At 47.3% G+C, this 25,132-nt stretch carries 24 protein-coding genes and 1 tRNA gene; 14 read left to right on the forward strand and 11 right to left on the reverse strand.

The window, feature by feature from the left end:
• Positions 1-150: 150 nt before the first annotated feature.
• The gene (locus H6G50_RS20245) at positions 151-765 is read right to left on the reverse strand and encodes a Uma2 family endonuclease (protein ID WP_190720463.1); all 615 of its coding nucleotides are present in this window, start codon (positions 763-765) and stop codon (positions 151-153) included.
• A gap of 109 nt (positions 766-874) precedes the next feature.
• Positions 875-3,748 carry an isoleucine--tRNA ligase gene (gene ileS / locus H6G50_RS20250; RefSeq protein WP_190720464.1) on the reverse strand — a complete coding sequence of 958 codons (2,874 nt, stop codon included), beginning with the start codon at positions 3,746-3,748 and terminating at the stop codon, positions 875-877.
• A gap of 359 nt (positions 3,749-4,107) precedes the next feature.
• Between ileS and H6G50_RS20255 the strand changes: the two genes are divergently transcribed.
• From H6G50_RS20255 to H6G50_RS20265, 3 genes are all read left to right on the forward strand, one after another.
• Positions 4,108-5,130, forward strand: a complete 1,023-nt coding sequence (locus tag H6G50_RS20255) for a CBASS cGAMP-activated phospholipase (RefSeq protein ID WP_190720467.1) — start codon at positions 4,108-4,110, stop codon at positions 5,128-5,130.
• A 4-nt stretch (positions 5,131-5,134) separates the two neighbouring features.
• Positions 5,135-6,391, forward strand: a complete 1,257-nt coding sequence (locus tag H6G50_RS20260; protein WP_190720470.1) for a cyclic GMP-AMP synthase DncV-like nucleotidyltransferase — start codon at positions 5,135-5,137, stop codon at positions 6,389-6,391.
• Between the two features lie 139 nt (positions 6,392-6,530).
• The gene (locus tag H6G50_RS20265) at positions 6,531-6,839 is read left to right on the forward strand and encodes a DUF2442 domain-containing protein (protein WP_190720473.1); all 309 of its coding nucleotides are present in this window, start codon (positions 6,531-6,533) and stop codon (positions 6,837-6,839) included.
• Between the two features lie 67 nt (positions 6,840-6,906).
• Here the strand turns inward: H6G50_RS20265 and H6G50_RS24495 are convergent, their stop codons facing one another.
• A complete protein-coding gene (locus tag H6G50_RS24495) occupies positions 6,907-7,038 on the reverse strand; it encodes a hypothetical protein (RefSeq protein WP_277882712.1) in 132 nt (43 codons plus the stop codon).
• A gap of 53 nt (positions 7,039-7,091) precedes the next feature.
• Here H6G50_RS24495 and H6G50_RS20270 point away from each other — a divergent pair, with 53 nt between their 5' ends.
• From H6G50_RS20270 to H6G50_RS20295, 7 genes are all read left to right on the forward strand, one after another.
• Positions 7,092-7,334 carry a hypothetical protein gene (locus tag H6G50_RS20270; protein ID WP_190720475.1) on the forward strand — a complete coding sequence of 81 codons (243 nt, stop codon included), beginning with the start codon at positions 7,092-7,094 and terminating at the stop codon, positions 7,332-7,334.
• Positions 7,334-7,798, forward strand: a complete 465-nt coding sequence (locus tag H6G50_RS20275) for a type II toxin-antitoxin system VapC family toxin (protein WP_190720476.1) — start codon at positions 7,334-7,336, stop codon at positions 7,796-7,798. Before H6G50_RS20270 ends, H6G50_RS20275 begins: the two co-directional genes overlap by 1 nt.
• 113 nt (positions 7,799-7,911) lie before the next feature.
• Positions 7,912-8,682, forward strand: coding sequence for a class I SAM-dependent methyltransferase (locus tag H6G50_RS20280; RefSeq protein ID WP_190720478.1), 771 nt, complete (start codon positions 7,912-7,914; stop codon positions 8,680-8,682).
• 127 nt (positions 8,683-8,809) lie between these two features.
• Positions 8,810-8,938 carry a hypothetical protein gene (locus H6G50_RS24500; protein WP_277882713.1) on the forward strand — a complete coding sequence of 43 codons (129 nt, stop codon included), beginning with the start codon at positions 8,810-8,812 and terminating at the stop codon, positions 8,936-8,938.
• Between the two features lie 83 nt (positions 8,939-9,021).
• Entirely contained in the window at positions 9,022-9,810 is a 789-nt protein-coding gene (locus H6G50_RS20285) for a cupin domain-containing protein (protein WP_190720480.1), read from the forward strand.
• A gap of 388 nt (positions 9,811-10,198) precedes the next feature.
• The gene (locus tag H6G50_RS20290; protein WP_190720484.1) at positions 10,199-10,756 is read left to right on the forward strand and encodes a GNAT family N-acetyltransferase; all 558 of its coding nucleotides are present in this window, start codon (positions 10,199-10,201) and stop codon (positions 10,754-10,756) included.
• A gap of 295 nt (positions 10,757-11,051) precedes the next feature.
• Positions 11,052-11,624: an Npun_F5560 family protein gene (locus H6G50_RS20295; protein WP_190720487.1), complete on the forward strand. Its 573-nt coding sequence runs from the start codon at positions 11,052-11,054 to the stop codon at positions 11,622-11,624.
• A 169-nt stretch (positions 11,625-11,793) separates the two neighbouring features.
• Here H6G50_RS20295 and H6G50_RS20300 read toward each other — a convergent pair whose 3' ends face one another.
• The 3 genes from H6G50_RS20300 to H6G50_RS20310 form a co-directional block, all read right to left on the reverse strand.
• Positions 11,794-12,906 carry an FAD-dependent oxidoreductase gene (locus H6G50_RS20300; RefSeq protein WP_190720490.1) on the reverse strand — a complete coding sequence of 371 codons (1,113 nt, stop codon included), beginning with the start codon at positions 12,904-12,906 and terminating at the stop codon, positions 11,794-11,796.
• 7 nt (positions 12,907-12,913) lie between these two features.
• Positions 12,914-13,363, reverse strand: a complete 450-nt coding sequence (psbQ, locus tag H6G50_RS20305; protein WP_190720493.1) for a photosystem II protein PsbQ — start codon at positions 13,361-13,363, stop codon at positions 12,914-12,916.
• A gap of 185 nt (positions 13,364-13,548) precedes the next feature.
• Positions 13,549-15,582, reverse strand: a complete 2,034-nt coding sequence (locus H6G50_RS20310) for a phosphodiester glycosidase family protein (RefSeq protein ID WP_190720496.1) — start codon at positions 15,580-15,582, stop codon at positions 13,549-13,551.
• A 457-nt stretch (positions 15,583-16,039) separates the two neighbouring features.
• Between H6G50_RS20310 and H6G50_RS20315 the strand changes: the two genes are divergently transcribed.
• Positions 16,040-16,846 (forward strand): DUF4344 domain-containing metallopeptidase, encoded by an 807-nt coding sequence (locus H6G50_RS20315; protein WP_190720499.1) that lies wholly within the window; start codon positions 16,040-16,042, stop codon positions 16,844-16,846.
• Positions 16,847-17,086: 240 nt separating this feature from the next.
• Here the strand turns inward: H6G50_RS20315 and H6G50_RS24505 are convergent, their stop codons facing one another.
• From H6G50_RS24505 to H6G50_RS20335, 4 genes are all read right to left on the reverse strand, one after another.
• The gene (locus H6G50_RS24505) at positions 17,087-17,179 is read right to left on the reverse strand and encodes a cytochrome b6-f complex subunit PetL (RefSeq protein WP_190720502.1); all 93 of its coding nucleotides are present in this window, start codon (positions 17,177-17,179) and stop codon (positions 17,087-17,089) included.
• 79 nt (positions 17,180-17,258) lie between these two features.
• Entirely contained in the window at positions 17,259-18,113 is an 855-nt protein-coding gene (locus H6G50_RS20325) for an alpha/beta hydrolase (protein ID WP_190720505.1), read from the reverse strand.
• A gap of 56 nt (positions 18,114-18,169) precedes the next feature.
• Positions 18,170-19,630: an Asp-tRNA(Asn)/Glu-tRNA(Gln) amidotransferase subunit GatA gene (gatA, locus tag H6G50_RS20330; RefSeq protein WP_190720509.1), complete on the reverse strand. Its 1,461-nt coding sequence runs from the start codon at positions 19,628-19,630 to the stop codon at positions 18,170-18,172.
• Between the two features lie 117 nt (positions 19,631-19,747).
• Positions 19,748-20,476: a Bax inhibitor-1 family protein gene (locus H6G50_RS20335; protein WP_190720512.1), complete on the reverse strand. Its 729-nt coding sequence runs from the start codon at positions 20,474-20,476 to the stop codon at positions 19,748-19,750.
• Positions 20,477-20,722: 246 nt separating this feature from the next.
• Here H6G50_RS20335 and H6G50_RS20340 point away from each other — a divergent pair, with 246 nt between their 5' ends.
• A complete protein-coding gene (locus H6G50_RS20340) occupies positions 20,723-23,014 on the forward strand; it encodes a GAF domain-containing protein (protein ID WP_190720515.1) in 2,292 nt (763 codons plus the stop codon).
• 39 nt (positions 23,015-23,053) lie between these two features.
• On the opposite strand, the gene H6G50_RS20345 is transcribed toward H6G50_RS20340, so the two are convergent.
• Positions 23,054-23,626, reverse strand: coding sequence for a hypothetical protein (locus tag H6G50_RS20345; RefSeq protein WP_190720517.1), 573 nt, complete (start codon positions 23,624-23,626; stop codon positions 23,054-23,056).
• Between the two features lie 509 nt (positions 23,627-24,135).
• Here H6G50_RS20345 and msrA point away from each other — a divergent pair.
• Together msrA and H6G50_RS20355 are read left to right on the forward strand one after the other, a co-directional pair.
• Positions 24,136-24,798: a peptide-methionine (S)-S-oxide reductase MsrA gene (gene msrA, locus H6G50_RS20350; RefSeq protein ID WP_190720519.1), complete on the forward strand. Its 663-nt coding sequence runs from the start codon at positions 24,136-24,138 to the stop codon at positions 24,796-24,798.
• Positions 24,799-25,019: 221 nt separating this feature from the next.
• Positions 25,020-25,093, forward strand: a tRNA-Val gene (locus H6G50_RS20355).
• Positions 25,094-25,132: the final 39 nt, after the last annotated feature.

Here is a 25,132-nt window from a genome sequence, read left to right on the forward strand (position 1 = left end):
GATTGGGGCGGATGGTTTTTAATGTCGCTCGGGTAAGGTTAATAGTTCCGGGTACAATGGCTCTGAATTTTTAATGGTGGGAATCAATTTTGGGCAGGAGGAAGGTTGAATTTAAGATTTTTACGTTGAAACGGACTTACTGTAAAGGTTTCAGAGGCTAACGACGGGTAAAATATCGTCTAATCGCAGTTCGATTTCTGGGAACAATAAGGAAGAAATCGCTTCTCCCAATCGATATTGCTGCTGGCGATATTCTTCCCCTTCTAGTACGCAGACTGTAAAAGTCGGTTGCTTGGGTTTGCCGATAAATGCAATTCCTCCTAAGCCCAGAAAATCAACAACCCAATATTCAGCGATTCCCAAAAGAGCATATTCTTCAACCTTACGAGCATAATCAGTTTCCCAATTGCTACTAACAATTTCAACGACTAATTTAACCGATCGCCCCAAGCTAATTACGGGTTCTCGCTGCCACAGCGGTTCGTTAACTAGGAGCGTTTCGTCGAGAATGACTAAATCGGGGCGGCGAACCGTGGCAATATCACCAAAAGGTTGAATGAGACAAGTTCGAGGAATAACCCAAGGAAGTCCTACTTTGAGAATTTCTATACCAATGCGAATGGCAAGTTTACCGCCAACCGTTTCATGAGGGCCAGTGGGTTCGAGATCGATCGCTTCTCCATCGGCAAGTTCGTAACGAGAATCGTTGCCATATCGAGCAATGAATTCTGCAAGGGTTAATGGTTTTACGGGCGTATATATCAATTTAATCCGCCTCCTTTTTGTAAATGCTCTGCTCAAGAGATTCTCTGTGTAGGGACGTTAAATTTAACGTCCCTACAGTAGAGATGTTCCATGCAACGTCCCTACAGTTTTAAAACGCTCCTTTTAACGCCTCAACGCAGCGATCGCAAATGGTGGGATCGTCGCTTGCTTCGCCGACATGGGTTGAATAGTTCCAGCAGCGATCGCATTTTTGCCCCTCCGCTTTAACAATTCCCACGGCGATTTGCTCGGATTCGCTCTTAAATTCGGCTGCTTGCACCGCTTCCATCCCTTCGACTAACTCGACTTGCGAGGCGAGGAAGAGGTAACGCAACTCATCGACGCGATTACCGCTCAAACTGTCGCTGGGGTTCATTTGTTGCAACTTAGCGCGCATCCCGGCATCCGCCACATACAGCAACACCTTAGCATCCAGCGACGAACCGATCGCCTTAGCATTGCGCGCCGCTTCCATCACCTTGTTCGTTGCATCGCGTAACTCGCGCAAAAACGCCCAGGAAGCCGCTAATTCCGGATTTTCCCAGTTTTTCTCCGTTTTTACCCATCCAGACTCGAAGACGGACGCGCTAGGGGTCTTGTAGGGCAGATATTGCCAGATATCCTCGGCTAAATGGGAGAGGACGGGCGCGATCGCGCGGGCTAAATTTTCTAGCGCTACAGCTAATACCGTTTGACAACTCCGTCTTCGCGGCGAATTCGCATCGGAAATATACAAGCGATCTTTGGCAATATCGAGATAGAAATTCGACAAATCGACGACGCAGAAATTTTGCACCGTTTGGAAAAAGCGGAAGAATTGGAAACTTTCAAACGCATCGGTAACTTCTGCGAAAATTTCCGTCATTCGGTGCAGCATATACCGATCCAACTCCGGCAACTCCTCATAAGCTACCGCATCTTGTTCGGGATCGAAATCGTGCAAATTTCCGATTAAAAAGCGCGCCGTATTGCGAATCTTACGATAAACATCCGACAACTGTTTGAGAATATTTTTCCCCAGCGGGACATCGGAAGAATAATCCACCGAAGATACCCACAGGCGCATCACATCCGCCCCGTAAGCTGGCTCTTCCTTCTGATTTTTGCCGCCATTAATAATCGTATTCGGTTCTACCCCATTGCCCATAGACTTACTCATTTTCCGTCCCTGTTCGTCAAGGATAAACCCATGCGTTAGCACCGTTTTATAAGGTGCAATTCCATTCGTTGCTACGCTGGTTAATAAACTCGATTGGAACCAGCCGCGATGCTGATCCGAACCTTCTAAATACATATCGACGGGATATTCTAACGCCTCCCGTTCCTGCGCTACTGCTGCCCAAGAAGAACCGGAATCGAACCAAACATCCATCGTGTCGGTTCCTTTGCGATACTTCTTACCATTGTTGCGATAACTTTCTGGCAGCAACTCTTCAACGGAGAGTTCCCACCAAGCATCGGAACCTTTTTCGGCGATAATATTTCTTACATGGTCGATTGTTTCGGCATTTAACAGCGGTTCGTTCGTTTCTTCCTCATAGAAAACGGGAATCGGAACGCCCCAACTGCGCTGGCGAGAGATGCACCAATCCGAGCGGTCTGCTACCATTGAAACGATGCGATTTTCGCCTTGAGCGGGAATCCAGCGTACTGATTCAATCGCTTTTAAAGCTGCGTCGCGGAATCCTTCTACTGAGGCAAACCATTGCTCCGTCGCGCGGAAGATAGTCGGTTTTTTGGTGCGCCAATCGTAGGGATATTTATGAACGTAGGCTTCTTCAAGGAGTAAAGAATGCTCCTCTGTTAAGGCTTGAATAATCGCTTCGTTGGCATCCTTTAGCACGTTTAAACCGGCAAATTGTCCCGCTTCTTCGGTGAAATTTCCCTTATCGTCAACGGGGGAAAGAATCGGCAAACCGTAACGCTGTCCGACGATGTAATCTTCCTGCCCGTGTCCGGGTGCGGTATGCACTAAGCCCGTACCGGAATCCGTGGTGACGTAATCGCCGCCGACGAGAATTTGACTGACGCGATCGTATAGGGGATGCTGGTAAGAAGTATGCTCTAAATCCTGACCTTTTAACGTTGCTTTCACCGTTAAATTCGTCCCGAATTTTTCCGCTAGAGTAGCAACTAAATCTTCAGCAACGATGAGATATTTAAAGGTTTGAACTTCGCCCGATTCAACCACGGCATAAGTTAAATCGGGATTCACTGCTACGGCTAAATTTCCCGGCAATGTCCAAGGCGTTGTCGTCCAAATCGCCACACCTAAATCGGGTAAAAATTGCTCTAAAACCTTGGCATTTTCTCCCGCTTCTGTCACCTTAAAGGCAGCATAAACGCTGCGGGAAGTATGTCCTTCCGGATATTCTAATTCTGCTTCTGCTAGCGCCGTTTGCGAACTCGGACTCCAATGCACGGGTTTGAGTCCGCGATAGATATATCCCTTCAGTGCCATCTCGCCAAATACGCCGATTTGCGCCGCTTCGTACTCCGGTTTCAGGGTAAGGTAAGGATGTTCCCAATCGCCCCAAATCCCGTAACGCTTAAACCCCGCGCGTTGTTCTTCCATTGCAGCGAGGGCAAAATCCCGCGCTTTGTGGCGCAAGGTTAAGGGGGTGAGGGTTTCGCGTTCTTTTGATTTGAGATTTTGCAGGACTTTGAGTTCAATCGGCAACCCGTGGCAATCCCAACCGGGGACGTAGTGGACTTTGTAGCCGCGCAGGATTTTATACTTATTGATGATATCTTTGAGAATTTTATTGAGGGCGTGGCCCATGTGAAGCGCACCGTTGGCGTAGGGCGGGCCATCGTGGAGTATAAAGGTTTCGCCGGGATTTTCCTGTGACAAGCGATCGTAAATTCGCTGTTCTCCCCAGAAAGCTTGCAATTCCGGTTCGCGCTTGACGGCGTTGGCGCGCATATCAAACTTGGTTTGCGGGAGATTGACGGTATCTTTGTAGCTTTTGGGTTCTGTCACAGTCGGATGCGGGGGATGATGGGTTGAAGTTTGCGTCTCTATTATCCTACAAAAGCTCGGAAGGGGGGAGCGTGGTGGCGCTATTGCTTCTGGGAAGGGCGATCGGGTTTCAGCTTTTGGGACGATAGGGTAACTGCTAGACTGGCACTCAACGTCAAGTCGCCATGACGATCTGATGAGATGACTTGGCTAGTTGCTAGTTCTACATTTCCATAAAACGTGTACGGTTATCCCTACTATTCAACTACTACACGCATATTAGGACAGTCGCTAAAATTTCTATGGATACAATATCTTCTAAGCAAAGATATTTACGCTATAGGTGCAACTCTCTGGTTTAAACAATCCATTACGTTAGCATGGTTCATCTTTCTTCCTCCGATCCTTCTGAATCACAAACATTTAAAGTTCTATCAATAGATGGGGGAGGAATTAAAGGTTTGTATTCAGCCAGAATCTTAGAGAATTTTGAGGATAGATTTAAGTGTCATATCGCTGATTACTTTGATCTAATTTGTGGCACTTCAACCGGAGGTTTAATTGCTTTAGGTCTGTCTCTCAATATTCCTGTTGGATTAATCAGTAATTTGTACTATAGGCGAGGCAACAAAATTTTTCCACAGCGAAATGTTCTTCTAAGTTCGCTTCGACAAATTTTCCTACGAAGCAAATATGATAACAGCGAATTAAGGAGAGCATTAGAAGAAATGTTCGGAGAGCGAACCCTTGCAGACTCCCGCTGTTTACTGTGCATCCCTGCGTTTTCTTTAACTGATGGTAGACCCTTCATTTTTAAGTACGACCATAGTGAAGGTAATCTATGCAGAGACGGTAAAACAAAATATGTTGATATCGCTCTTGCAACAAGTGCAGCACCTGCATACCTTCCCATCGTTACTGTTGACACTTATGATCGCAAACAATTTATTGATGGTGGAATTTATGCAAATAATCCAACTCTAGTTGGAGTGGTGGAAGCACTTCGGTACTTCGTCGGTAGTGGTAAAAAATTTCAGAAGCTAATGGTGATGTCTATTGGTTCTCTGGAGCCAAATCCTGGTAGACGATTCGTTGCTAAACATCATCGTTCGGTTATCGACTGGAATAAAGATTTGATTGCTACGTTTTTTGAGGGACAGGCATATCTTACAGGTTACTTTGTAGAAACTCTAGCGCAGCATTGTGATTCTCCATTTGATTATGTGCGTATTCCTGGCGCTCCTTTATCTCCAGAACAGGCACGAATCATTAACATGGATAACACTTCGAGTGAAGCACTAAACTTAATGTCTCAGATGGGGAATGATCAGGCGTATCTCTGGGGCAAAAAACCAGAGGTTTCCAATTTTTTTAAAGACTATAAGCGATACATAATCAGGTGAAAGTGTGGCAAACTGTCATAAATTATTTCTGGATTTTAACGCAGCTATCGCCTTAGAATCTAATTACAAAAAGACATTACGTAAATCCCGTGATGCCGTTCGTGACAAAATCAGAAAGTATTTTCGAGATAAGCAGAACGGCTTTTCTCCAAAGTTTCATGGACAGGGTTCATTTATGATGAACACTATTATTGAACCACTTGATGGAGAGTTTGACATTGATGATGGTGTCTATTTTAAAGTGGAAGTAGAACCACTTCAAAGTATTAGCACTTTTCATCGTTGGATTTGTGAAGCCATAAATGGGCATACGAAACAAGAGCCTATTGATAAACAAACTTGTGTCAGACTTGTTTATGCCAGACAGTATCATCTTGATTTTCCTATTTATTACATTATAGAAGGTCAAACTCCATATCTGGCTCATAAAGGACAGGGGTGGATTAAAAGCGATCCCAGAGAATTCATTAAATGGTTTAATAGCAAGGTAGATCAAGATGGTCAACTAAAGCGAATTGTGCGTTATCTAAAGGCATGGAGTGATTACAGAAAAGGTGATTTACCAAGTGGTTTAATATTCTCGATTTTAGCTGCTAATAATTTCGTTTTTGATGAACGAGACGACATAGCTTTTTACCAAACTTTAGTCAGGATTAAGAGTCAATTGGAACAGAATTTTGCCTGTTACCGCCCAACTACTCCTGCTGATGAAAACCTATTAGAAGATTATAGTAGGACTAAAAAAAATTACTTTTTAGGACAGCTTGGCAGTTTCATTAAATCCGCTGAAAAAGCCTTGAGCGATAAGTCAAGTCAAAAAGATGCCTGTAAAGCTTGGCAATCTCATTTTGGAAAAAATCGATTTCCCTTTGAATCCGAAGAATTTATTGAAGATTATCATCAAGTTAATATTCGATATAACTTAAAAATAGATTGCCTAGTTTCACAAAAAGGATTTAGAACTCATTCACTAATTCAGATGATTTTCAATAAATTACCTTTACTTCGGAATAATACCTTAAAATTTTATATTAAAGCCTGTAATGTGCCAAAGCCATTTCAAGTCAAATGGAAAGTTCGCAATGTTGGTAAAGAAGCAATCAGAAGAAATCTAATTCGAGGACAAATTCTAAACGATAGTGGAAATCATCAAAGAATTGAATCAAGCGAGTTTTATGGTTCGCATTTTGTGGAGTGCTATATCATCAAAGATAATGTTTGTGTGGCATGGTCTAGAATTGATGTGCCAATTTCGGATTAGTATGGCTATTATTAGCTGTTAAATGAAATGCTATTTGGCTTTATACTAGAACACTCAGTCTGAAATAACCTCGCTTACATTAGAGTAGCGCAGCAGTATAACAATCCCATTGCACACCGACCATTGCTAAAAGGCTGGAATGACTTCTTTAACGGTTGAACTGCTAGAAGTACCTAAGATTCAGACAGTTGAAATTACAGATGACACTTTATCTGTAGATTTGTCTGATGGTCGCACGATTTCTGTGCCGTTGGCATGGTATCCGCGCCTCTTACATGGCTCAATGGAAGAACGGAATAACTGGCGATTAATTGGTAGCGGGGATGGTGTCCATTGGAATCAACTTGACGAAGATATCAGTGTCAAGAACGTAATCCTTGGGCAATCATCAGGGGAAAGTCAGAAATCATTCCAACGATGGCTAAACGAGCGTCAAGCAACGGGCTAACAAATCGTTGCAGCAGCAGAAGAGAGATTATCGGTAGGGCATCAAAAGTTCCTTAATGCCGCCGAACTCAATCATTATCTGAAATAAAGCCGCGATACTCCGTGCCGCTTCGCGGGGCGCGCTTTTCCTTCGCGCTACAGTAAAGGTGGGGAGGTGCGATCGCGTGATTGATGCCGTTCCAGTTAAGTCTGTGACTCACGAGGTTTGCACATCGGTTATTATAAAGAATCGCCATTTTCTCAAAATTGACCGATGCTGAGAGAAGACATTAAAAAAGAATTAGACAAGCTAAATGACGAGCAACTTAAAAAAATTGCTGATTTCATAGCCTTCCTTGAATTTCAGTCTAGACAGGTTGCCTTGTCTGTTCCATTTTGGCAAAGAGCAAAACCACCTGAGAGGGCTAGAGAATTCCGTGAATGGGTTTCACAACTGCCTAAAAATAGTCCGAGTCTACGAGACGAAGCCTTTAGCCGCGATAGTATTTACGAATAATGACGAGATATTTGCTTGACACTAATGTTGTTATGCGATTCTGCAATTCTTCCGACGTGCAGCATCAGCTTGCAACGGATGCAATCTCTCATTTACTCATGCGATCGGATGAATGTTTACTGGTGATGCAAGTTATTATTGAATTTTGGGTTGTTGCCACAAGACCCACTCAAGTTAATGGCTTGGGTTGGACTGTAGAACAAACCAGAAGCACGATAGAGCAGCTTTTAGATCGTTTTCCCTTCTTGGAGGAATCTCCGCAGATATTTCCAAATTGGTTGAATTTAGTCACAACTAACAGAGTGATGGGTAAACGAACTCATGATGCTCGTATCATTGCCATCATGCTTGCCAATGAAATTACACATCTTTTGACCTTCAATCCTAGTGATTTTTCAGGTATATCGGGTATTACAGTCACTCATCCGCAAGACTTGACTCCGTTTAAAACCGATCGGCTATAGTGTTGGCGATCGCGGTACAATTAATCGTTATCCGACAACGCCGGAACTGCGCTTTTCCTTAATAAATCGTTAATATGGTACTCTAGACGGAGTTTTATGCTTCTGTAAAAATTATGCGCGAGTTTCCTACCCCATCTTTCTTAGCCAGTTCTTTAGAGAATTCATTTAACTTAAAAGAGCATCTACAAGAATTTCTCAATTGCGATAGCCAAACATTAGAGAGTAATTTAGAAACCAAGCAGAAAGAGATTATAGAGTTAGGACATAAAGACTTTAATTGGGAGGAAGTTAGCACATTTTATCGGGAGAAGGTTGGGGAACTTTATTTATTTGAACTAGGTGCTTGGCATTTGTCAAGTTATGACTATATTAATGATACATTGCGTTTAATAGCAGATTTTGCTAAAGGGCGCGTGTTAGATTTTGGGGGTGGGATAGGAACTCATGCTCTTGGTGCTGCCCTTTGTCCTCAAGTCGAGCAAGTCGTTTATTGCGATATTAATCCTATCAATCGTGATTTTGTACAGTATCGGGCTGAACAACTGGGATTGAGTCAAAAAATTAGTTGTTATGTAGAATTGCCAGCACTGGAAACATTTGATACGATTTTGTGCTTTGATGTTTTAGAGCATCTGCCAGACCCAAGCCAACAGTTATTGCAATTCTATCAAGCTTTGACAGATGAAGGCAAAATTATTCTAAATTGGTATTTCTTTAAAGGATTCGATCGAGAATTTCCTTTCCATTTAGATGACCCTAAAACTGTAGACGAATTTTTTCATACATTACAAAGTAATTTTTTAGAAGTATTCACGCCTTATTTTATAACATCTCGTTGCTATAAAAAACAACACCAAAATGAGATCGCGATCGCCAAAAGTTAAAGATACGATTTAAAGATTTAACACCATTCCGTCAGACTCCCGTTGCTCATCTCATCTTTTCGGAGTCTGACAGAACAGGGATACCCCTCGAACGGCTCGGTTCGCGGCGATCGCGAAAACTGTAGAAATGTCCAAATATGGGATTGTTCGCATTGGTTCTCATGCGGTTCGTCATTGGGTGGAGGCAGCCGGAAAACTGCATGATTACTGGAGCGGAGCTAGTCAATTCGCCCCTCGGATGGCAACGTCTTTATAGAGGAATTAATTGGCAAATGTTCTGACAAAGTGGAATAATAATACAAAGTAATTTTTAGGTTCAAAAAATAAGATTTAGGAACGATGACTTCTGAATCTCTGTGGAAACCCCAAAAAGTTCACGCAAACTCACTAAGCCGCGTATCTGTACTTCCCACCTCACTAACTTGGTTTCAGACAAACTTTACCGGAATTTGGTTTGGCTGTTTTGAGTCTGACCACGAAATCCAGGAACATCCGGTAACAATGCTAACTCGATTCGATCCGGGTGGTTTTTTCCCACTGCATGGACATCCGGGTGGTGAAGAAATTTTGGTGCTTGAAGGAAATTTTGCAGATGAAACAGGGGTACATCCACCAGGTACTTATATGCTTAACCCTGAAGGCTTTATCCATCGCCCTTATAGTGAGGAAGGATGCCTGACTTTTGTTAAATTACGGCAACATGGTGGTAAAACTCGCCAACAAATAAGAACGAACATTTTCACGGGTTCCTGGCAAGCAGGAAGAGTACCGCAAATTCAGGTTCAACACCTCTACGAGCAAGCAGATTTCTCAGAGAAAGTCTGGATTGAGCGTTGGTTGCCTGATACTCAGTTGTTGAACGTTGTAGAAACTGAGATCAAAGAAATCTTTATCATTGAAGGGATCTGGAAGGATGAGTTCGGTAGTTATCCACCAGGCAGTTGGCTGAGATACCCCCCCAATTGCCCCTACAGCCCTTCCTCAACAACAGGTTGCCTGATTTATGTGAAAACCTATGCCGATACTGATACAACCGTAAGATTTGTTGTCGGTGATGATTTCCAACATCCTGAAGCAACTCTCCTATGGGATCGAGAGTCGGGTGTAGTACGCTCGCTGACCCAATAGGTTGGGTTGGTGCAGGAAACCCAATCCCTTCTTATCCGAATGGCACTGACTTAGGGCTTAAGGCTGGTGGGCGCTGCCCACCCTACGAAATATCAATAACGACGTTGTATACAACGTCTCTACGGCGATTTTTTAACTCTTATTTCAGTGCCATTCACTTATTATCCCATTGATTCAGCTACTAGCGCGATCGCGAGCTAATCTTGGGTGGTAGCGGACAGTTGAAAGCTGTTGACCCTAAGTTTGAGTTCATCTGCCGCTGCTGCACTTTATCGTTATTTTGATAAAGCTCAAATCGCGCTTTTCCTTCGAGCTACAGTAAAGTGAGGAATGCGATCGCATTTCACTCTAAACTATTCAGCGGCAATGATTAAAATCTTTGCGTACAATGGAAATTATCACGAAAAGGTTTTTAATCCGCGACTTTAGACGGGCTGACGAATCGGCTTTGTTGGCTTATCGCTCTGACCCACGCTATCAAGAGTTTTGTTCGGCAGAAGAAGTGTCTCCTGAATCTACTCGCAAACTTCTCGACCTTTTTATGCAGTGGGCAACCGAACACCCACGCCGCAATTATCAGCTTGCCATTACCGAATTAGAAAATCAATGTAAGTTATTGGGCTGCTGTGGTTTGCGCTGTGAGGGCTATAATATCGGGCAAGCGGAATTAGGTATTGAGTTGGCACCAAAGTATTGGGGTCGTTACCGCTACGCGATTGAGGTTGTAAGCGCTCTGCTGGAATTTGGTTTTCGCGATTTAACCTTGCAAGAGGTGCGAGGTATTTCTATAGATGCGAATACGCGCGTCACAAAATTGGCGCAACGGTATGGTTTTGTGGGGGTTGCCACGCGCTGTGAGTCAGAATGGTTGCGTGCTAAAGGCTGGAGTCAGACGGAATGGCAACTCACGCGAGAAAAGTGGGAGAGTAGATCTGCCGTCAAATAACTTCAACCAGACTCACTAATAAGCGAGAACTGAAATTTTTCGTCGTCCGCGATCGCGCCCTAATATCCTCCCCCAAGAGTAAAATGAGTCGGAGGGACAAAATTTTGTATCCAAACACTTCCCACTGAGGTAAACTCGCACTAAGATGCTTGGGTAGGATATTAAAATCTTGCCAATTCTTCTAAAATCCGGGAGTGCATCCAGCCTTAAGTCCTGGGGACTGGGGATGTAGAACCGACAAGCCGCGATTCAACCGTCAACCATTTGTTTGTTAAGATTGGAGTTTTAAGTCACCGTGAACTTGACCGATAACTTAAACGTTAAGAATATACGCAGCGAAGTCGCCCGGATGCGCGAGGAGCTACAACTTCGCGAACAACTGGTGCAGCAATTGTCGCAAGAACTCTTCCGCTTGGTGAAGGGGAATGCTAATTTTATGCCGCAGCCGGAGGTTTCCGAGCGCCATCAGTCGGAGATGCGGGCGCTGCGCGAACAGTTGCAAGAGGTCGAGCAGCAGGTTAAGTTTTATCAACAACAGATTACGGTGCGCGATCGCGAAATTTATCAGTTGCGCCAGTCCGTCCAAGAATTAACAGACCGCAGCCGCACCTTAGAGAAAACGATTCAGGAAATGCCGCAAATCTACCGCCGCAAGTTTGCCGAGCGAATCGCGCCGGTTCGCGAAAGAATCGAGCAGCTACAGCGGGAGAATCGCCAATTGCACGCAGAGCTTCAGAGCGTCAGTTATCGCTTAGCAGTGAAGAATCGGCGCACCAATAGTAAGGTCGATCTGCCGACGTTTTCCCGTCCGATTCCCGGCCCCATCCCCGCTTTAAGCCCGGTTCCCATTAGCCTGCGCGCGCTTTGATTAATGAATAATGAATAGTGAATAATGGAATCGCCTAGTCGTTGAGGACAAGGTAAAAGATACGCCCTCATGACTAATAACCGATCGCTGAAATGACTGCCTCTGAAAAGATAGAGCGATTTTTTTGAAACCAGAGGATAGTATTTAGCCGCAAGAGGGACTCGAGCCTTTATTCCTCGAGTAATTCTCGCACTCGGATGGCGGTTCCGGGAGCGAGGAGAACGCCGTTGCGATAGTGTCCGGTGGCGACGATAACGTTGCTGTATCCCGGTAAGCGTTCGATGATGGGGGCGGGACGACCTTCGGGGCGGGGGCGCAAACCCGACCAACTGCTGAGGATTTGGGCTTCTTCGAGTTCGGGACAAAATGCGATCGCGCTTTGCCGGACTTCTTCAAGCAAGCTCGCTTCTGCGGTGACGTTGCCCTCGGAATCGGGAAATTCAACGGTTGCACCCACCCAATATTCGCCTTCACCGAGGGGGACGATGTGAACGTCGTCGCCGGTAATGACGGGTTGAAAATGCGAATCGCCGAGGGGTTGGGGAAGCTTTAAGTGAAGCGCTTGCCCTAAAACGGGTCGTAGGTCATAGGAAGAAGAAAGGGACGGCCCGATCGCGGCAGTCAGGGGAGTCGAACCTAAACCCGCCGCTACGATTAATCGGTCGATTTCTAGGGGGGTATCCCCCACTTGAAGGGCAATACAGCGGCGCTCTGGAGCGTCATTGAGGGCAGTTGATTCAATTTTTTGAATTTCACAACCAAAGGAGCAGCGAACGCCGCGTAGTTGGGCAGCAGCAGCGAGGGCGAGAGTGAGGGCGGTGGGATCGACTTGGCGATCGCGGGGCGAATAGATAGCGCCGATCGCGCGATTGCATTGAACTTGAGGGCAGCGCGCTTGCAGGCGATCGCGATCCCAAATTTCCAATGGCCAACCCTCAGCAAGGCGCTTTTCTTGTAACTTTTGCCAAGATTCCAGGTCATCTCCGGCAAAACGTAACAGCAGAATTCCTTGACGATTGAAGGGAATGGTCAGTCCGGTGAGGCGTTCCAGTTCGGGAATCAGGGTTTCGTAGCGCTGGATGCTAGCACTGCGTAACTGCCATGCCCTGCCTTTAGTTTTGCGGCTGATGGCTCCCATGAGAACTCCGAGCGCGGATCGAGTTGCGCCAGAAGCGGGAGTAGCGCGATCGCACCAAACAATTTCCCATTCATCGAGCGCGCTCAACTCGTAAGCAATCGTCGCTCCGACAATGCCACCGCCAACAATCGCCAAGCGTCGCATCTAAGACTTAAGATTGCGAAGGAATCAACTTCAGAAACGCATCAAAATCTTTGAGGGCTTCTTGATACTGCTGGCGAGCGAGAGGATAATTGCGTTCCTTCGCTGCGCTGTCAATATTGTTGAGATGCTGGAAAACTTCATCGGCAGCTTTTGTCGCTTCGGGTTGGTCGTTGGGAAGGAGACTGCGCGATACATAGCTCATGCTACCTCGCAATTGACCCAAGGGGCCGTGAATGAAGTTGCGCGCAAAAATCCAATTTTCCTTTTCAATCAAGGTTTCGAGTTCATCCATTCTCGATCGCGCCGTCGTAATCGGAGTCATGTAGCGCTCGATCGCTGCAATGGTATCGGGGGTATAAGTGGGTGGGGCTTTCGCCTCAGTCGCTCCGCCGCAAGCGACGAGAACGGTTGCGACAACCGCCAAAACTACAGAAAAAATAGCTCGCAAAAGTTTCATAACTTTCTAATTCATCAATATTCTGAACTTGCAATCGGGAGGGTCAAAACCTTCCAATACAATCGTAGGATACAGGGGCCTAAGAGTAGCAAAACATCAATTGAGGCCGCGATCGCTCCTACTGAAACTTAACTTAACGTTCTATTACATTCTGTCTTTACAGCCCGTCACCCTTCAGACGGAATTTACTGCCCCGAGGGGGGTAAATAAACCCCAATCCCATTGTGGACGCGGGCGGCAGTGGACGGATCGCGATCGATGAGGTGTCCGCCCAGGAATAGGGAAGTCGAACTGCCGCCATCGAGGTTGAGGGCATTGACAAAACCGAGCTTTTGTGTTAGCTGTGCGAGTTCGGCGAGAGTCGGGCCGCGACGGTTGGGGGGGTTATGGATAGCCGCGATAACAATCGTGCCGCGATCGCTCGTTGCAATGATACTGCGCGGAGCGGCTTCTTGGTTAAAAGCGGCGCTAAACTTCTCATCGGTTGCATCCAGGACAATTTGGCGATTGAACAGCAACAGCGGCCCAGCGCCGATAATTTGAGGGTAATTAGCGAAATCGGGCGGAAAGGTTTGACTGTCGATGGCGACGGGCGTTCCGGGGGCAAATGCGTCGAAGGAAGCGCTATTAGAGCGCAGGGCGAGGATGTAGCCGCCGGGAGGGATGGGAAAAGCGGTTTTGCCGTGTTCGCCGCCGGGATAGCGTTCCAGGACGAGATCGTTTTGTACCAAAACGACGATTTCGCCATCGGTGAGGGGCGTGTAATTAATGCCCCATTCCGGCGTGTAGCGGGCAATTCCGGCTTGCACGTAGCCGCTATTGAGATGGGTAATCGGGAGTCGCTGACCCGTGGCGGTTGTAACCGTTTCTTGGAGCGTCAGGCGATCCACTTTAACATTACCGCGATCGTCCCACGCGATCGCGCCCCGGTGGAGGATCGGCCCGGAAAACCAGCGTCCGTCGCGCCGCACTGCCCCTAAAGGCTGGCGAATATTGCGATTGAAAAAGCCCCCATTAATCGCCGCCACCGCCTGCCAAGTCCTGCCCATTTTGACTAACGGTTCGGTTCCCGTCATGCCTTCGGGGTTGCCCCAAATCGGGCGCAAACCAATGCCAGAGCGGGGATCGAGTTCTAGGGAGGTGACAGGAAAGCGGTTCTGTCCGACGCTGACTTGTTGAGAACGCCAAATTACGCCCGGTTGCCAGACAATAGCGCGTTCGACGAAGGCATTGGCGGTAATATCGACAATCAAACGATTGGGAAGGGTAGAAACTTTTAAGTGCTTACTTTCCGGAATTTTTAGCCGCAGCGTCACCTGCGAACCGGAGGATTCGACTTTGAGAATTTTGGCTTCGGCGTTTTCGAGTTTGGCTTTAAGGAAAGGGAGAACCGATTCTAGCTTTTTGCCGAGGGCGGTAATTTCGGAGGAAGGCTGCGCGGAAAAACGTTGGATTAAAGCGGGATCTGCGGTTCCGGTGAAGGTGAGGGTTGCGGTATTTTCTTCTTCATCGACTTGCCAAAATGTAGCGCGATCGAGGTCGATAACGAAACGCTGTCCCCCTTCTCCTTGTCCTTCGCGGATATTAACCACTTTTGCCGGTTGCGAGGTTAAAGTCAACGTCTCCCCGGAAACCTGCCATTTCAGATTGCTCTGGGGAGCAAGAAACGAAAGATCGAGGTAGCGGTAGGGATTGCGAAAGAGCGTTTTGAGGAGAATGGGAGAAGTTTGAGGATCGGAGAACCAATTGACGGGTTGAATGTCTGGATTGCTCGAATTTAGCAGTTCGATTCCCAACCAAGCCGCCGCCGTATCGCTAATACCAAAATGTTGCTCGTTACCTTCTTGCCAACGCAACCATGCGACGGGCAGCGTTTTACCGTTGAGGGAAATTTGAGTGCCTTGTTGCAGAACTTGCGGCGGGAGTTGGGCAATAACTGGAGGTTGCGCTGCGGGGGCGGGGGTAGAAGCGATTTTTAAGGTTTGGGACGCGGGGATGGCACGGGGAAGGGTAGTCGCGGCGGAAAGCGGAATTTCGCGCGCTACGGGGGCGATTTCGTTACTACTGGCTTGAGAGGCTTCCGCTGACTGTTTTTTGGAGTTTCTAGCCTCGGCTAGAGAACAACTTGCAGAACTAAAGAATAAAGCCGCTAACAAAAGACTAAACGGGAGGCGAGTTCGTTGGTTAGTGCTGTGAGGGAAGGTTGCGAAGATATTCATCGAAACTTGCTCGTGATGTTAGAGGCGATTGCAGCTATAGAATCCCCAGCATAGCTTAACGGAGGTGGTGTTGCGGGGAGGGGAAGGTCAATTGCGATCGCGCTTAATCGTAGATCGCCAATTCTGAAAATACAACGCGATCGCGATGCTGTATTAATTTAACCGAAGTGGCAGAGGCTTAAATCTACGAGGGCTTTTAGGTTGAATAGCTTATAAAGAATTGTTGCTTAAACGACTTATTTTAAGTTGTTTTAAGAAATATCTAGCCCGCCTTAATCAATGGTAAAACGCGATCGCGTAACCCTTGCTTTTCGATCCTCTGCCCAATCCTCCGTTATCGCGCGATCGCGCCATCACAGGAAGAATCTTCGCGCGCGGCAGTCGTTGAGCAAGTGCAATCTCGACGAATCGTAAAAGCGATGTTAGAATCCTGAAATCTTTATCAAAATCATCGAGTATGCCCCCAGGAAAATCCTTTTTAGCGACGGCATTAACGACAATGGCTTGCGTTGTAGGTAGTTCTGCAATTCTATTACAAAACCCCATCGTTAAAGCCGCCGATATTAAAGATGAGGGTGATTTTTCCGTCATTTACGAAACGCCCCAAAACCCAGAGTTTGCTCAGCTTAGCCAAGATTTGAAGAAATCAAACTTCTACAATGAATTGGTCGCTTGGTTAAATGAAAGCTATGCCCTCCCGCAGGATATTCCGATTTACTTTGAAGAATGCGGTGAGGAGAATGCCTTTTATGACCCCTCAGAAGTCAAAATTTCGATGTGTTATGAGTTGATCCAAAAATACGTCAATATTTTTGCAGAAGGTGCAACTTCTCGAGACGAGTACCTCGCTGAAGTTATCGATGCAGGCTACTTCACTTTGTTACACGAACTCGGTCATGCTTTAATCGACCAGTACGATTTGCCCGTACTCGGAAAAGAAGAAGATGCAGTCGATAATTTAGCTGCGATTCTACTCATCGATTGGGATGAGGCGGATTCTGCCATTTCGGGAATGTTACAATTCGCTGTCGATGCTGAAGAAGAAGCCGAGTTTGAAGAACTTGCTTATTGGGACGAGCATAGTTTAGGCGAACAGCGTTTTTATAATATGGCTTGTCTGATTTATGGTAGCGATCCGGCAACTCATGAGTATCTCGTTACCGAAGAAATACTACCTGAAAGCCGTGCGGAACGCTGCGAACTGGAGTACGCACAAGCAAGTAACAGTTGGAATACGCTGTTAGAACCTTATCAAAAGGAGTAATCAACGAAATCATTAAGCTTTCAGTATCAAACGAAATGGGGTTTGAGCATCTGTCGAACCCTCGTTAAAAGTCGATTAGAAAGTTTATAGGGGCGCGTTTATCAAAACTTTGGTGACTACCGCGAATATTAAAGTCTGAAAACGCGCCCTTACTCAACCTACTCTACCGATTTAAAAAATCAGCAATTCGGAAATTAAGCGAATGTCATATCCCCCTGCATCGAAGGATATAAAATTGCTCTAGATTAGCTTGATAGCGCGGAAGGTGAAGTACATTCCCATCACGATTGTGGTGAAAGCAGCCAAAATTCCAAAGTAAGCGACAACAGCCATGATTATTCTTGCTCCTAAAGCGGTTTTTTAACTCGAAAACGAGAACTTTAGGTATTGTATCCCAGGCGGCGATCCCTGCTTAACGGCTCAGAGATTGCTGTTCGCTCTGGAGGTGCTGCGCGAACTCGTCGATGGCTTGTAAATACTGTTGTGGCGCGACTTCGGCAACATTATTATGACCGGCATCGGGAACGAGGAGCAATTTTTTCGGTTCGGGGGCGACCTCAAAGAGTGCTTGACTCATCGTATAGGGTACAGTGCGATCGCTAGTACCATGAATCAACAAAATGGGTATTGACAAAGGCCGTAGTTTGTGTATTGAATCGAAGCGTTGGCTGAGGAGCAGGGAAACGGGAAACAGAGCATAAATGCGCTGAAAAGCGACCATTTCTTGCATTGAAGTAAACGACGCTTCCACGATTAAACCGCCGAGTTGGGGATGGCGCGCTGCTAACTCAATCGCCACCGCACCCCCCAAAGAATGTCCGTAAAGAATAATTGTTTGGGGAGCGATTTGTCGGGTTTGCAGCAAATAATCCAGCGCCGCGCCCGCATCTTCGTACACTTGCGCCTCCGTCGGGAAACCGCTCGTACTCAGACCGTAACCGCGATAATCGAATAAGAAGACATTAAAACCCAGACTGACAAAACGAAGCGCCGCACCCAAATTGCCACTAATATTACTGCCATTGCCGTGGCAATAAAGGATTGTGCCTCGGGCGGGCGCAGTCGCGGGCAACCACCAGCCGTATAACTGCCCCGGTGCGTCATCAGGAAGGGATAATCGAACTTCTTCGTAACGCGCCCCAAAATCGCTCGGAGTCTGCGTTATGGTCGCAGTCGGAAAAAAGATGAAACGATTTTGCCACGCTCGCAGCATTAAGCAAAGCGAAAGATACGCGACTAAAACCGCGCCAGCGACAAATCCTAACATTTTCGATTTCCTCGAGAACAGCAACACAAAAGCGCGAAAACCTCAAGACAAATTCCTCAATCGAACTTCGGCTTTGGAATATGCCAAGTCGTAGCTTTCTCGTAAGCGTAAGCCACTTGTAGTAACAAATCTTCTCGTAGCGCCTTACCAATTAGCTGCATTCCAATGGGCAGTCCTCGCGAGTCGAAGCCGCAGGGAATACTCAATGCGGGCAAACCGGCTAAGTTCACCGGAATCGTCATCAAATCGGAAAGATACATACTCAAAGGATCGTCGGTTTTTTCTCCGACTTTAAATGCTGTTGTCGGCGAAGTCGGACACACCAAAATATCGACCTTTTCAAAAGCGGTATCGAAGTCCTTTTTAATCAACTGCCGCACCTTCATCGCCTTCAGGTAATAGGCATCGTAATAGCCTGCGGAGAGGGCATAAGTTCCCAACATAATGCGTCGTTTGACTTCGGTGCCGAAGCCTTGCGCGCGCGTTTTTTTGTACATCGAAATCAGGTTATCCGGTTCTTCGGCGCGGATGCCGTATTTCACCGCATCGTAACGCGCTAAATTTGCCGATGCTTCCGAAGGCGCAATGATATAGTAAGCGGGCAAGCCGTAACTAAAAGTCGGACAAGAAATGACTTCAATTTCTGCCCCTAACTCCTGAAGTTCGACAATTGCCTTTTTCACCCGTTCTTCGACTTCCGAATCGATACCGCTGCCGAAGGTTTCTTGAATCACGCCAATTCTGAGGCGCGATTGCGGGCGAAAGTGAGGGCGCAAGAGTTGAGTGTAATTGGGGAGAGCGGTTTTAATACTGGTAGAATCTTTGTTATCGTACCCCGCGATCGCGCTTAACAAAATCGCTGCATCTTCCACCGTCCTTGCCAGCGGCCCGATTTGGTCGAGGGACGAAGCATAAGCAACCAAACCGTAACGCGAGACTAACCCATAAGTCGGCTTCAATCCGACTACGCCGCAGAGCGCTGCGGGCTGGCGAATCGAACCGCCCGTATCCGAACCCAAGGCAACGATGCACTCATCTGCGGCTACGGCTGCGGCAGAACCGCCGGACGAACCACCGGGAACCCGCGATAAATCCCAAGGATTTGCCGTTACCTGATAACCCGAGTTTTCCGTCGAACTCCCCATCGCGAATTCATCTAAATTCGTCTTACCGACGGGGACGGCTCCGATATCCTTTAACTTTTGGGTAACAGTAGACTCGTAAGGCGGGACAAAATTTTCTAAAATCCGAGAGCCACAAGTCGTCGGGATACCCTTGGTGCAAAGATTGTCTTTCAAACCAATTGGAATCCCAGCTAGGAGTCCAATTTCCTCACCTGCGGCAATTTTCGCATCCACTTGCTTAGCCGTCGCAAGGGCTAGATCTGCGGTGACGTGGAGAAAGCTATGCAGTTTGGGTTCTAGCTTCTGAATGCGCTCTAGCGCTTCGGTCGCGAGTTCGACGGCAGTACGCTCTTTACGGACTAACTGTTTGTTTAATTCGCGGATAAATGACATTCGCTTCTAAGGAGAGCCAAGGGATTCAAATTAACAGTTTACAACCAATTGAAAATTCAAAAAAATGGGCTGCGCTTCGGGGTCGCAACCCAATAGAGTTAAAGGCAGCGATCGCGCTTAGTCTCGACTATTGAGCGCAATCAGCAGTCTTAAAATAAAGATAAACAGGTTGATATACGTTAAATACATCGACAGCGCCGCCAGCAGGTTTTGGTCGTCGCGGTAGGTGCGGGGCAAAATGTAGAAATCGACCACCGACGCACCTGCAAACAGCACGACTCCCACGCCAGAGATAGCAATCTCTATCCAACTGGGCGTGCCGAAGCCAAAAACGGTAAAGAGCAGTTGAACGATTAAGACGACAAACAGCGCGATAATGCCGATTTGCACGGTTTGCGTTAGCGCCAGTCCATCTTTGTCGGAAAGGTTAGAACCGATACTGCGCGCCGCGATAAAAGTTATCCCGCAGGCGATCGCGGCGACTCCTACGCCCTGAATGCCCACTCCCGAAGTTCCCAGCGCTACGGCGACAAGCCCGCTGAGGGTATAGCCGGAAAGCAAGCTGTAGAGCGCGAGTAAGGGGAGGGCGACGGTATTATTGCCGCGTTCGGCAATCCCGCGCACGACGAAGTAAAGAGCGAATTCGGCAACGAGGGCAATCCAGAAGGTTGTCATAAACAAACCGGGATTGTTGCCCAACATCCCGAGTCCGCCGTAAGTACCGACAGCGGTTAAAACCAGCCCGCCGCCAAGGAAAGGTAAAGCTCTGGGGATGACATTCGGGCCGAGTAGCGCTGAAGATTGCGCTTGGCGAATGGCATCGCGAAAGTTCGTTGTATTAGCCATATCTCACAGAAATGTCGATCCGAATCGGTATAGGTTGAACTACTACTAGCATAGTCTTCAGAGCCGGGAAATGGTTGGGGCAATACGCTGGGTTGGCAATGCGCTGCAATTCTGGAGAGGAAGGCACTCCTATCGCATCGTTAAATATATTTAACAAGCACTGGATAAAAATCACCGTTTTCCCTGAAGGGTTGTGATAGTCTGAAATGGCATATTTCCGATCGCTGTGCATCGACCCCTGGCGCTATGATTTCCCCGGCCGCACCTACCCCAAGCCCAAACGAAGATAGTCCTTCTGGAGTTCTCCTGGCGAAGGGATTGACCGAAAAATCGACGAATTATAAAAAGCTGATTGCGGCGGTTTTGGGCTGGACGGGAAAGGAACCTTTTCTGACGCAAATGCTGTGCAAGTTAATCGTGGATGCCCCGGATAAGCCATCAGAAGGCGGTGAAGGGGAATGGGTCGATAACTTGGTGCGATCGCAATGGCTGGAAAATTGGGAAAGTCGCGATGAGCTAAAATCCTTACGAGCGACGCGCGATCGCCTCAGACAGCCCAAACCGCGCAGCATTAAGATGTTGCAACTCTATCGCGAAATTTTGCAACAAGGCGAGATAGCCGCGAATAACAGCGCCGAACAGAAGGAACTGCAACTGCTGGGCTTGGTGGCAAAGCAGGGGACAAAACTGAGGGTTCATAACTGGATTCAAGCCTCGATTTTTAACCTGGAGTGGGTGGAGAACACCCTCGAAAATTTGCACGAAAAAGTCGAGTCCTCGGATGCGGAATTCGTGCAAGGGTTTGCAGAATTAGAACGCAAGCTGTTAATCGCCCAAGTCGATATCCTGGCGCAAACCGATCGCGCGGCGGCAGACGATAGCAGCGTCGCGCAAACCTTGTACGAGGTGTTGCGAGATGTGACGGCAAAGGTTGGCGAAATTCTGGCGGCCGAGCGCACGACGATTTTTCTGCTTAACGAAGATAAAACCGAGTTATGGTCGTTGGTGGCCCAAGGACAAAGCGGCGAATTTCTCGATATTCAATTGCGCATCGGCGAGGGAATCGCCGGTCAAGTGGCAGCCGAGCGGCAGATTATTCATATTCCGGATAATGTGTATAGCGACCCGCGATCGCAGTTGGTTAAGGAGTTTGATAAAAAGTACAACTACCAAACTAACAATATCCTCGCTTTTCCCATTCTCGACGACCATCAAGAGTTGATTGCGGTGATTCAACTCCTTAATAAAGTGCCGCAGGCGGAAACGGCGATGAAAGGGTTTACCGTAACCGATATCGAACGGTTGGCAAAGTGCGTCGTGCCGATTCGCCGTATTTTGGAGATTTGTCAGTCAGCTTATGCGGCGACGAAGAAGGTGCGGGCGACGGCAGCGCTGGCGGAGGCGACGCGATCGCTCGACAGTCTCGATTTGGCCGATGCAACAACCGTATTGCAAACGATCATGCAGGCGGCTAAAAAGCTCATGAATGCCGATCGCTCGACTTTATGGCTAGTCGATCGCGATCGCGGCGAGTTATGGACGGAATTGCCGCAAAAAGTTATTATTCGCTGTCCCATCGGCGTAGGGTTTGCCGGGAAAGTCGCCGAAACCCGCAAACCAACAATTATTCCCTTCGATCTCTACGATAATCCTCACGCAACAAATGCGAAGAAAACTGACGAAAAAACACGCTATCGCACTTGTAGCTTATTATGTATGCCGGTGTTCGGTCCCGATGGCGAATTGTTGGGCGTGACGCAACTGGTGAACAAGCGCAAGCCGGGAACGAATCTGGAGTACGATCCCGTCTCTTGGCCGATGGTGCCGGATTATTTTAAGGCGAGTTTTGATAAGAACGATCGCCAATCGATGCAGGTGTTTAACGAACGAGTCGGTGCAATTCTTAATTACGTCCGCACCCACCAAGCGGCTAAGCGGAGTGCTGAGGAAACGCCGCGAGAGACGTTCTATCAAGCGCTGGTTTTGTTGAGTGAGGCGATCGCATTTCGCTCGACCTCCAGCTACGAAACGCTTTATGCTTGGCTGGAATTGATTGGTACTGCCCTTCGCCAAGCAGTGAATTGCGAGGCTGTAACGATCTTTTTGTTCGATCGCGCGGCTCGGGAATTGGGAACGTTAGTGGCAGATTCGCCGGGAGATGCGGTTCGCGAAACGATTGTACCGTGCGATCGCGGTTTTGCGGCGCGGGTTCTGGCCGATCGCTCGGTGCGGCTTAACAATAACCTCGACAGCGATCCCGCCGCGCTACGATCGGAGGAATACCAAACCGTCAAAGCAACTTCCCTGCACCACATTCTCTTATTTCCTTTTTTTGATAGCGCGGAAATGCCTGTGGCGATTATTCGCTTTCTCAATAAACTAAACGATCCGCTCGTTGCAGGCGTTCCTCTTTCCGAGCAAATCGATCCGGAGGGATTTCTTAAAGCCGATGCGAGATTGCTTCACAAGCATCGAGAAAACCTTCTTCCCTTACTCCTCGCCTGCCAAACTTTCTACAGCAACATTCGACAGCATTAAGAGCGCTGCCGGGATGAACAATTGCTCTCATTTTTAATTTTACTTAAGTAGCGTCGCTAATTCGTTAGTCGAGGTTCCTAAAATGCGCGCCAGCATTCCGATTTCGTTATTGCTGAAGCCGTCTCGAATTTCAATGAGTTCCTGAACGCTTTTGCCGAGGATTCTTGATAGCACTTTCAGTTGCTCGTTACTGACTTCCTTGCCGCGATAAATATCCCGCAATTCTTCGGGAGAAAGGCGGTAGGAGTTACAAAAGAAAATAAATTCTTTATCGGGGACATTTAATTCTCTTTGGCGATCGCGCAATAGATAAGCAATCGCTCGCGTTCCGTGTTCCGGGCGCTTAGCTTGCTCTAAATACTTTTGAATCAGTTGATTGACTTGGTTCGGCGTTTTTCCCGATCGCTTCAAAATATCCAGACAAGCGATATGGAGGGCTTTGGTTAAGACTTCCTTTTCTTCCCGCAACTGCTCGCTTTCATTGAACGTTTCGACAATCCGCGAGGCAAATTCGGGCGTACAAAACCCTACATCCAGATTATCGTAAGTAACCGCGATGTAGGCACGGTCTGGGTCGAATTCGATCTGAATGGTTTGGCTGTTTTGCGTCATTAATCTAAAGACTCTTGCTTGATGGCGCGAATGGGCAAAACCCAAGGCTTGAAGGATTAGCTCAACGTCGAATGCTAGCGAAAAGTGAAATGTTGTTTGTATCGCGATCGTCAATCGTTTTGACGCATTTGCGTGCAATCTCCCCGTTTTTGCTGCCTTCTGACTTTTTCAGGCCGTTGGAAGTCGTATTGTGTTCATTATGCTCGCGATCGCCGGTCTTGTCCAGTCGAAGTTTGACTGAGAGCCTTCCCGCTCGGTCGTCCAAGCCGCTGCAAGCTTTCTACAAATCATTGTACGCCATTACAAAGAAATTACTGAAATAGCACTAATTTATTTTTATTTGAGAAAAAAGATGAAAATATAAGTAAAAATACGGACGAGTGAATTTTTTGATAGATTCTACGGTCAAGTCCAGATAACCGATCCGCTTCTTTCCCCCCCTCCTCGAAAAAATCGCCTACTCTAAAGATTAAGGTAACAATCTTTAGCAAAATTTCAACCAACGACTCATGGCACTATTTGGATTTGGCAAAAAGTTAACCCTTCCCTCGGAAGCAGAAGCTTTACCGGGGCGCTCGGAATCGATGTCGGTTCCCGCTCAGCACTACGTTAACAGCAATCCCCTCAAGCCTCCCTTTCCCGAAGGCTTAGAGACCGCTATGTTCGGCTTGGGATGCTTCTGGGGAGCAGAGCGCAAATTTTGGCAGCAAGAGGGCGTTTTTGTCACGGCAGTGGGTTATGCAGCAGGCGTAACTCCAAACCCGACTTATCAAGAAGTCTGTTCGGGAAGAACGGGTCATAACGAAGTCGTTCTGGTCGTTTTCGACCCAAAAATTATCGACTATTCAGAGTTGCTGAAAGTATTTTGGGAAAGTCACAACCCGACTCAAGGAATGCGCCAGGGTAATGATACTGGGACGCAGTATCGTTCCGGTATTTATGTTTACAGCGATCGCCAACGCCAACTGGCAGAAACTTCCAAAGCCTCTTACCAAGAAGCTTTAAGTGCAGCAGGCTATGGCGAGATTACCACCGAGATTCTCGATGCTCCCGAATTCTACTACGCTGAAGCTTATCACCAGCAGTACCTCGCCAAAAATCCCAACGGCTACTGCGGTTTAGGGGGAACCCAGGTCAGTTGTCCGATTCCGACGGCAGTTCCCGCGCCTTAGAGAATCGGTTCGTTCCTCGCGATTGTACACAATAGCAAAGGTCAGAATTGCCGATTGTAGGGACGAATGCTGATTCGTTCCTACATCTTTAAGCTCTCCGCCAAGAACGGTAATGCTCGCTCTGTCCTAAACTTTCTTCCATCTCGAATAGCAGCCGAGCCGTATTTTTAAATAATGCTTGCTTGATTTTAGAGATATATGCTAAAATAATAAACCGTTACGGACGCATAGCTCAGTTGGTTAGAGTACCACGTTGACATCGTGGGGGTCACTGGTTCGAGTCCAGTTGCGTCCATTCAAGGCTACAGAAGGTTTTCAGCGATTTGTACCTTCT

This window comes from Oscillatoria sp. FACHB-1406, from assembly GCF_014698145.1.
In the GTDB taxonomy this organism is placed as follows: domain Bacteria; phylum Cyanobacteriota; class Cyanobacteriia; order Cyanobacteriales; family Spirulinaceae; genus FACHB-1406.